The organism is Brevundimonas sp., assembly GCF_031082345.1.
Lineage (GTDB): Bacteria > Pseudomonadota > Alphaproteobacteria > Caulobacterales > Caulobacteraceae > Brevundimonas.
In genome coordinates this window covers 1-7152 of sequence record NZ_JAVHLH010000147.1, presented here as the reverse complement: position 1 = coordinate 7152, position 7152 = coordinate 1, and the positions used below count along the sequence as shown (strand labels likewise).

Genomic DNA, 7152 nt, shown 5'->3' with positions numbered 1-7152 from the left:
CGCCGAAACGAGCCTGAAGTCGGGCGAGGTCGTAGCCCGTCGCTTCGGCCGTCTGCTGGAAGGCGGCGTAGGGCATCAGGATCGCGGCCGCGAGGGTGTTGGTCAGGGACACCTTCAACAGTCGCCGCGTCGGCTCGTCGGGCGGCGCGGCGCTGTCGGTCAGGGCGGTCAGTTCGGCGTCGTGTTCAGACAGGGCCAGCTGGAAGGCGACGGCGAAGGCGCGGGAGGAGGGGCCCAGGGTCTCGGACAGGAGGAGGCGCTTGCGGTGGGGGTCGTACCGGCGGGTCCATTCGACCATCACCTCGACGGGCAGGGTGCGGACCGACAGGCCATGGCGCGACAGCAGGCGCGTCCGGGCCCGGGTTTCAAAGGACTCCGCAGGCGTCTCGCTGCTGAGCGCGTCCGCCAGCGTCTCGCCCAGGGCGTCCAGTTCGGGGAAATGGTTGCGGCGGCCCTGGACGTATTCCCGGACCCAGTCGGCGGGACTGCCGTCGTCTGCGCCGCCGGCAACGTCGGCCTCGGCCCGATCGCGGGCGCGGCGGTCGGCGAAGGCCCGATAGAGACGCAGCAGGGCGTCGGCGGCGGCCGGTTGATCCTCGGCCATCTGGACGATCTCGTGGCGCGGCACGGGCAGACCCTGGAACAGGGGGTCCGCGAAGGCCTCGGCCAGTTCCGACTCGGTCGCCGGGCCTCCGGACGGGCCGAATGTGCGCAGGTCGACATCGTAGGTGTCGGCGAGGCGCAGCAGCAACTGGGCCGAAACCGGTCGCTGGTTGCGCTCTATGTGATTGAGATAGCTTGGGGAAACGCCAAGGTCGCCGGCCATGGCTGTCTGGGTCAGCGCCAGGTCGCGCCGCAGCCGCTTGAGGCGGCCTCCCAGGAACAGCTTGCGGTCGGCGGTCACTTCCATGGCTGAAGAATGTCACAAAATGACTTAACAGCAAGTGTCATATCATGACCAAACGACACGGTTCTCGTCATCCTGACTGTGTCATTCGTGACTTCGGCGTGTTTCCCTCTGCATGAACTGTGGCGCCCGGCCGCAACCGTGCAGAGACACTGACCATGACCAGCTTCGCCCATCTCGTCCCGTCGCCCGTCGGCCGCTTCGACGGCATCGAACGGCCCTATACGCCGGAGGACGTCCGTCGGCTGCGTGGCTCGGTGCCGATCACCCACACCCTGGCCGAGCGCGGCGCCAACCGGCTGTGGGAGCTGCTGCACGACGAGCCGTTCGTGAACGCGCTGGGCGCGGTGACCGGCAATCAGGCCATGCAGATGGTCCGCGCGGGTCTGAAGGCCATCTATCTGTCGGGCTGGCAGGTCGCCGCCGACGCCAACACCGCCGGAGCCATGTATCCGGACCAGTCGCTGTACCCGGCCAACGCCGCGCCCGAGCTGTGCCGCCGCATCAACCGCACCCTGCAGCGCGCCGACCAGATCGAGCACGCCGAGGGCGGGGCCAAGCGCGACTGGTTCGTGCCCATCGTCGCCGACGCCGAGGCCGGCTTCGGCGGCCCGCTGAACAGCTTCGAGATCATGAAGGCCTTCATCGAGGCGGGCGCCGCGGGCGTCCATTTCGAGGACCAGCTGGCCTCCGAGAAGAAATGCGGCCACCTCGGCGGCAAGGTGCTGATCCCGACCCAGGCGCACGAGCGCAACCTGATCGCGGCGCGGCTTGCCGCCGACGTCATGGGCGCCCCGACCCTGACCGTGGCCCGCACCGACGCCGAAAGCGCCCAGCTGATCACTTCCGACGTCGACGAGCGCGACCATCCCTTCATCAACCGGGATGACCGGACGCCCGAGGGCTTCTTCCGTCTCAAGCCCGGTACCGGTCTGGACCACTGCATCGCCCGCGGCCTCGCCTATGCGAAATACGCCGACGTGCTGTGGTGGGAGACCTCGCACCCCGATCTGGACGACGCCCGACGCTTCGCAGAGGCGATCCAGAAGGAACACCCCGGCAAGCTGATGGCCTACAACTGCTCGCCGTCGTTCAACTGGAAGGCCAAGCTGGACGACGCCACCATCGCCAAATTCCAGCGCGAGCTGGGGGCCATGGGCTACAAATTCCAGTTCGTGACCCTGGCCGGCTTCCACAGCCTCAACAACGGCATGTTCGAACTGGCCAGCGGTTATCGTGACCGCGGCATGGCGGCCTATTCCGAGCTGCAGCAGCGCGAGTTCGCCAACGAGGCGGCCGGCTACACCGCCACCCGTCACCAGCGCGAGGTCGGCACCGGCTATTTCGACCAGGTCGCGACCGTCATCTCGAGCGGCCAGTCCTCGACCACCGCGCTCAAGGACTCGACCGAAACCGCCCAGTTCGTCGCGGCCGAATAAGGAGAGACCCCATGGAACCGATCACCCGTCCCCAGGCCATCATCGACTTCTGTCTGGCCCCGCTGAACCTGGACAGCCAGACCGAGGCCGAGGGTGAGGTCCGTCGGCGTCTGGAGCACGTCATCAAGACGCTTCAGGCCAAGGCCGGACGCCCGGTCGCGGTGGATTTCTCGTCGATGCCCTCGCAGGTCATCAACGAGGCGGCGCACGGCTACGAATAGGCGAGGTCGGTCAGGCGGCGATCGACTTGGCCATGGCCCGGGGCAGGGCGACGACCAGATTCAGAAGCTCGGCCGCGTTGAACGGCTTGGGCAGGTGACGGTCGGCGCCCGCGGCCTCGGCGGCGCGGACGTGCTCCGGCAGGGCGTTGGCGGTCAGCATCACGATCGGCGTCCGGCTCAGCCCCATCGCCGCCTCGTGCAGGCGAATTTCCCGCGTCGCCGTCAGCCCGTCCATGACCGGCATCTGCATATCCATCAGGATCAGGTCGTAGTCGCCTTCGCGGATCGCCTGCAGGGCCTGGGCGCCGTCCTCGACCGAGGTCAGGGTCACATTGGCCTGGGCCAGGACCATCTCGACCACGCGGCGGTTCACGGGATGGTCGTCGGCCAGCAGCACCCGGACGGCGCCGGAGGTTCCGCCCTCGGCCTCGTCCACTCCGGCGGCGGGCGTCGCAGACGCCGTGGCCGTCCTGAAGGGCACCGTCAGGATAAACGCCGACCCGCCACCGGGCTCGCTTTCACAGTCCAGATCGCCGCCCATCATCTCGGCCAGCTGGCGTGAAATGGCGAGGCCGAGACCCGAGCCGCCGAATTTGCGGGTAATGGCGCCGTCGGCCTGTTCGAAGCGGCTGAACAGGCGGTCGCGGGTCTGGCCGTCGAAGCCGATGCCGGTGTCCTCGACCGAGAAGCGCAGGGTCGGGACGCCATCCCGGGCGGGGCCGGGCGCCGCGGTCAGGCTGACGAAACCCTCGCTGGTGAATTTGACGGCGTTGGAGACCAGATTGGTCAGGATCTGCTTCAGGCGCACGAGGTCGCCGGTGATCCAGCAGTCGACCTCGGGCGCGATCTCGACGAAGAACTGCAGCCCCTTGTCGCGCGCGGACGCCTCGTACAGCTGGGCGGCCTCACGGACCGCGCGCCCGAGATCGAACGCCTCTTCGGCCAGCTCCAGCCGTCCGGATTCGACGCGCGCCAGGTCGAGAATGTCGCTGAGCAGAACCTGCAGCGTCCGTCCCGACGACTGGATCAACTCCAGCATTTCCGCCTGCTGCGACGTCAGGCCGGTGTTGGCCAGCGCCTGGGCCAGGCCGATGACGCCGTTCAGCGGCGTGCGGATCTCATGGCTCATATTGGCCAGGAACTGGCTCTTGGCGGCGTTGGCCGCCTGGGCCGCGTCGCGCGCGTCGACCAGGGCCTGGGCGTCGTTCTTCAGATCGGTGATGTCGGTGCAGACGGTGACGATGCCCCCGGCCGCCGTGCGGCGGTCGGCCACGCGCAGCCAGCGGTCTCCGGCGATGCGCTGCTCCATCATGGTCGAGAGGGCGCGGCGGGACTCCATCCGCTCGCTGATCCACGCCGCCTCGCGGCCCTTGGCCTCGGCGTACAGCCCCTCGTTCAGTCCGATCTGAATGATCTCGCGGAAGGTCATGCCGATCTGGAGGTTGGACGACAGCTCCGGGTTCACCTCGTCGTAGCGATTGTTCCACAGCACCAGCCGATCCTCGGCGTCGAAGAAGGCCAGGCCGTCGGGCATGGCGTCGATGGCCTCCCGGATCTGGTTCAGGGCGCTGGAGCGCGAGAAATAGCCCATCCAGGCGATGACGCCGGCGACGGCCAGGAGCCCCACGATCAGCACGCCCAGCACGGCCCGCATGGCCGAGGCGGACAGGGTCGGCCCGAGGGCGGCCGCCGCTCCCGCCGGGTCGGGCGTGATCGTCAGGGCGCTCATGGCGATGAAATGCAGGATGATGATGGACAGGGCGCCGGTGACGCAGGTCGCCGCGAAGCGCGCCGCGCCCTTGCCGTACACGACCGCGCCCGTCGCCACAGCCATGGCCACGCCGCCGACCAACGCGACTCCGGCGAGAACCGGATCCCAGACGATGGCGCGCCCCGGAAGTTCGAGCGCGGCGACGCCGATGAAGTGGGTGGCGGCGACGCCGGACACGCCGGCCAGCGCGCCGAGCCCGCGGTGCAGACGGCGGTTTCCGCCGAGCAGGATGACGGAACCGAGCGCCACGCCCCCGACGCCCAGAACCAGCGAGGTCAGGGTCAGGATCAGGCCGTAGCGGACCTCGCCCCCGGCGTCATAGCCCTGCATGGCCACGAAATGGGTGGAGAAGGCGGCCACGCCGCCGACCACGGCGCCCAGGGCGGCGACGTCGCGCCTGCGCGCATGGTGGAGCGTGCGGGCCCCGGTGAGCAGCCGGAAGGCGGCGCCGATCCCGAAGACGCACAGGACGACGGCCGCCAGCGTCCATCGCCAGTCGTGCATGATCGTCAGGCAGTAAAGGATACGGTCCAAATCACCCCTCTTGACCGGACAGCATCCAGCAAAGGGGTGAAGAAACCGTGGCCTGGGGTTGCGCCCTAGGCGGCGGCCTCAACCTCGATCTCGAACGCCTGCCCAAGCACCGAGGTCGGATTGACCTGGGTCTGGTCGCGGCGGACCTCGAAATGCAGATGCGGACCGGTGGAGCGGCCGGTCGAGCCGACCAGGCCGATACGCTCGCCGCTTCCGAGGCGATCGCCGCGGGCCACGTCGACCCGGCTCAGGTGGGCGTAAAGGGTGCTCATGCCGTTCGGATGACGGACCTCGATGAATCGTCCGTAGCCGGCGGCGTCATAGCCCGTGCGCACCACCTCGCCCTCGCTGGCGACGAAGATGCTGGTGCCCCGCGGCGCGGCGATGTCGATGCCCTTGTGCTGGCGGGCGGCGGCTTCGCCGGCGAGGCGGCGCAGGCCGTAGGCCGAGTTGACGGCGTAGCCCTTCAACGGGGTCGCAAAGGCGATCAGGCGGGTCATCGGACCGGCCGGCCGGGCGACGGCGGTGACCGGCGGCGCTTCGGGGACGGGCAGTTCAGCTTCGGCGGCGGCCGGAACTTCGGACGCTGGGGCGGCGGCCATGGCCAGCACGGCGACCGCGGCCAGCGCGGCGGCCTGGCCGGAATGGATGAGAAACGACCGGGCGGTCGGCAACAGGCGTCGCATGGGCGGCGTCAGCTCCGTCTTTTCGGCTCAGTTGAGCAGTGAAGGCGCCGACGGGCCGCGAACAGCGACGCTCACGGCCGGCGACCGGGAGAACGGCTTGTCTAGGGGCCGGGCGGGGCGACTTTGGGGCCGAAAAGGTTCCCCCGGGGCGACAGGAGGTCGCAGCGCCGCCGTAAAAATCCATGCGATTTCAACAAAATCCCCGGGCGCGAAAAAGGCGCGCCACCCGAAAGCGGCGCGCCTGATCCGGATATCCGCGGCTTTTTACGGCAGCGGAACGCGGAAGGTGATCGCGCCGACATGGCTGTCCGCGGCGTCGCCGAACCGGCCGCGATAGCCGACTGACACCGTGCCGGGTCCGACATCGGCCTCAAGGCCGGCCGAGGCGATCAGCGAGCCGCCGAACGGATCGTCGAAGGCCCGCGACAACACCTGGGCCGGGTTGCCGGCGATGCCGACCCGGACGGCGTCGCGGCTGTCGCCGAAGGTGTCGCGATAGCCGCCCTCAACCCAGAAATTCAGGCCGTCGTCGCCGCCTTCGGCGCGCAGCGAGACCTCGCCGCTGGCGCCTTCGACGGTGCGGTCCTCGTACTGATACTGGGCCGCCACGCCCTGCTCGACATAGCCGTTGACGTCGGTGGAGACGAAGTTGAGCGCGGCGCGGGGCGACAGGGCGATGCCGCCCATCTCGAACCAGGTCCCCGCCTGCACGCGGGCGCCGAGGCTGCCGCCGTCTGTCTCGCCGCTGTGGACGATCGGGGCCAGGGCGGTGACGCGGGTGATGTCGTCGTATTTGTCGATCGAGCCGCCGACCGTGGCGTTGACGAACATCGCGCCCGAACGCCAGCCGGCGTAGAGGTCGAAGGCATAGGTCTGGACGTCGAAGGCCATCGGCCCGGCCTCGACGTCGGCGGTGCGGAAGGTTCCGGCCAGGCCGAAGCGCATGGTGTCCGACATGACGTGGTCGAGGCCGACCCGTCCGCCCCAGCCGGTGGCGTCGGCCGCGGCGACGACGCCGCGCGCGTCGGTTTCGACGCTGTCGTACAGCGCCCCAAACGTCAGATGGGTCCCGGGCTCCCAGGCTCCGCGCGCCGACAGGCCCTCGCTGGCGAGATCCAGCAGGTCCTCGCGCTGACGGAAGCCGGTCTCGGCCTGGACCGTCGACTGGGCCCCGAGGTCGCCATAATAGAGGTAGTCGTTGGCGAGCATCGCGATCAGGCGGTGGCCCGCCGCGGTCGGGTGCACGCTGTCCCAGTACAGATAGCTGTCCGGGTCGGCGCAGACGGTGACGCCGTTGAAGCAGGCGGTGCTGGCGTTGGTCAGGCCGAACAGGCCGGGGTTGCCCGCCAGTGGATCGCTGATCTTGTAGAGGTCCATCAGGATGATGTTCGAGTTCGGGTTCGCCGCGGCGACCCCGAACAGGCCGGCCACCAGGGCCGAGTTGAACGTCGTGCCCGAGAAGTCGGCGAGGGCCGAGCCGGAGGCTCCGATACTGCCGGCCGAGAATCCCGGCGTGATTCCCATACGCGGCAGATTGGTGACCAGGATCGTGCCGGCGCCGGCGCCGGCGACCGAGTTGACGATGAAGTTGATG

Annotated in this window: 6 protein-coding genes; 2 read left to right on the top strand and 4 right to left on the bottom strand. The window is 69.2% G+C overall.

Going from position 1 to position 7152, the window contains the following annotated elements; genetic code table 11:
* Nucleotides 1–910 (bottom strand): ImmA/IrrE family metallo-endopeptidase (locus RDU12_RS10240; protein ID WP_308684559.1); only part of this gene is annotated, 910 nt, incomplete at its 3' end.
* A gap of 155 nt (nucleotides 911–1065) precedes the next feature.
* Here RDU12_RS10240 and aceA point away from each other — a divergent pair.
* Both aceA and RDU12_RS10230 read left to right on the top strand, forming a co-directional pair.
* The gene (aceA, locus tag RDU12_RS10235) at nucleotides 1066–2346 is read left to right on the top strand and encodes an isocitrate lyase (protein ID WP_300290370.1); all 1281 of its coding nucleotides are present in this window, start codon (nucleotides 1066–1068) and stop codon (nucleotides 2344–2346) included.
* Between the two features lie 11 nt (nucleotides 2347–2357).
* The gene (locus RDU12_RS10230; RefSeq protein WP_300290368.1) at nucleotides 2358–2567 is read left to right on the top strand and encodes a hypothetical protein; all 210 of its coding nucleotides are present in this window, start codon (nucleotides 2358–2360) and stop codon (nucleotides 2565–2567) included.
* A gap of 10 nt (nucleotides 2568–2577) precedes the next feature.
* On the opposite strand, the gene RDU12_RS10225 is transcribed toward RDU12_RS10230, so the two are convergent.
* From RDU12_RS10225 to RDU12_RS10215, 3 genes are all read right to left on the bottom strand, one after another.
* Nucleotides 2578–4872 carry an ATP-binding protein gene (locus RDU12_RS10225; RefSeq protein WP_300290366.1) on the bottom strand — a complete coding sequence of 765 codons (2295 nt, stop codon included), beginning with the start codon at nucleotides 4870–4872 and terminating at the stop codon, nucleotides 2578–2580.
* Nucleotides 4873–4937: 65 nt separating this feature from the next.
* Nucleotides 4938–5558 (bottom strand): M23 family metallopeptidase, encoded by a 621-nt coding sequence (locus RDU12_RS10220; protein ID WP_308684558.1) that lies wholly within the window; start codon nucleotides 5556–5558, stop codon nucleotides 4938–4940.
* A gap of 264 nt (nucleotides 5559–5822) precedes the next feature.
* A partial coding sequence (locus RDU12_RS10215; protein ID WP_308684557.1) for an autotransporter domain-containing protein occupies nucleotides 5823–7152 on the bottom strand: 1330 nt, incomplete at its 5' end.

Bases quoted from the DNA above. Each gene is read 5' to 3' on its own strand.
- RDU12_RS10220 (WP_308684558.1), bottom strand. From the start codon at position 5,558: ATGCGACGCCTGTTGCCGACCGCCCGGTCGTTTCTCATCCATTCCGGC.
- aceA (WP_300290370.1), top strand. From the start codon at position 1,066: ATGACCAGCTTCGCCCATCTCGTCCCGTCGCCCGTCGGCCGCTTCGAC.
- RDU12_RS10230 (WP_300290368.1), top strand. From the start codon at position 2,358: ATGGAACCGATCACCCGTCCCCAGGCCATCATCGACTTCTGTCTGGCC.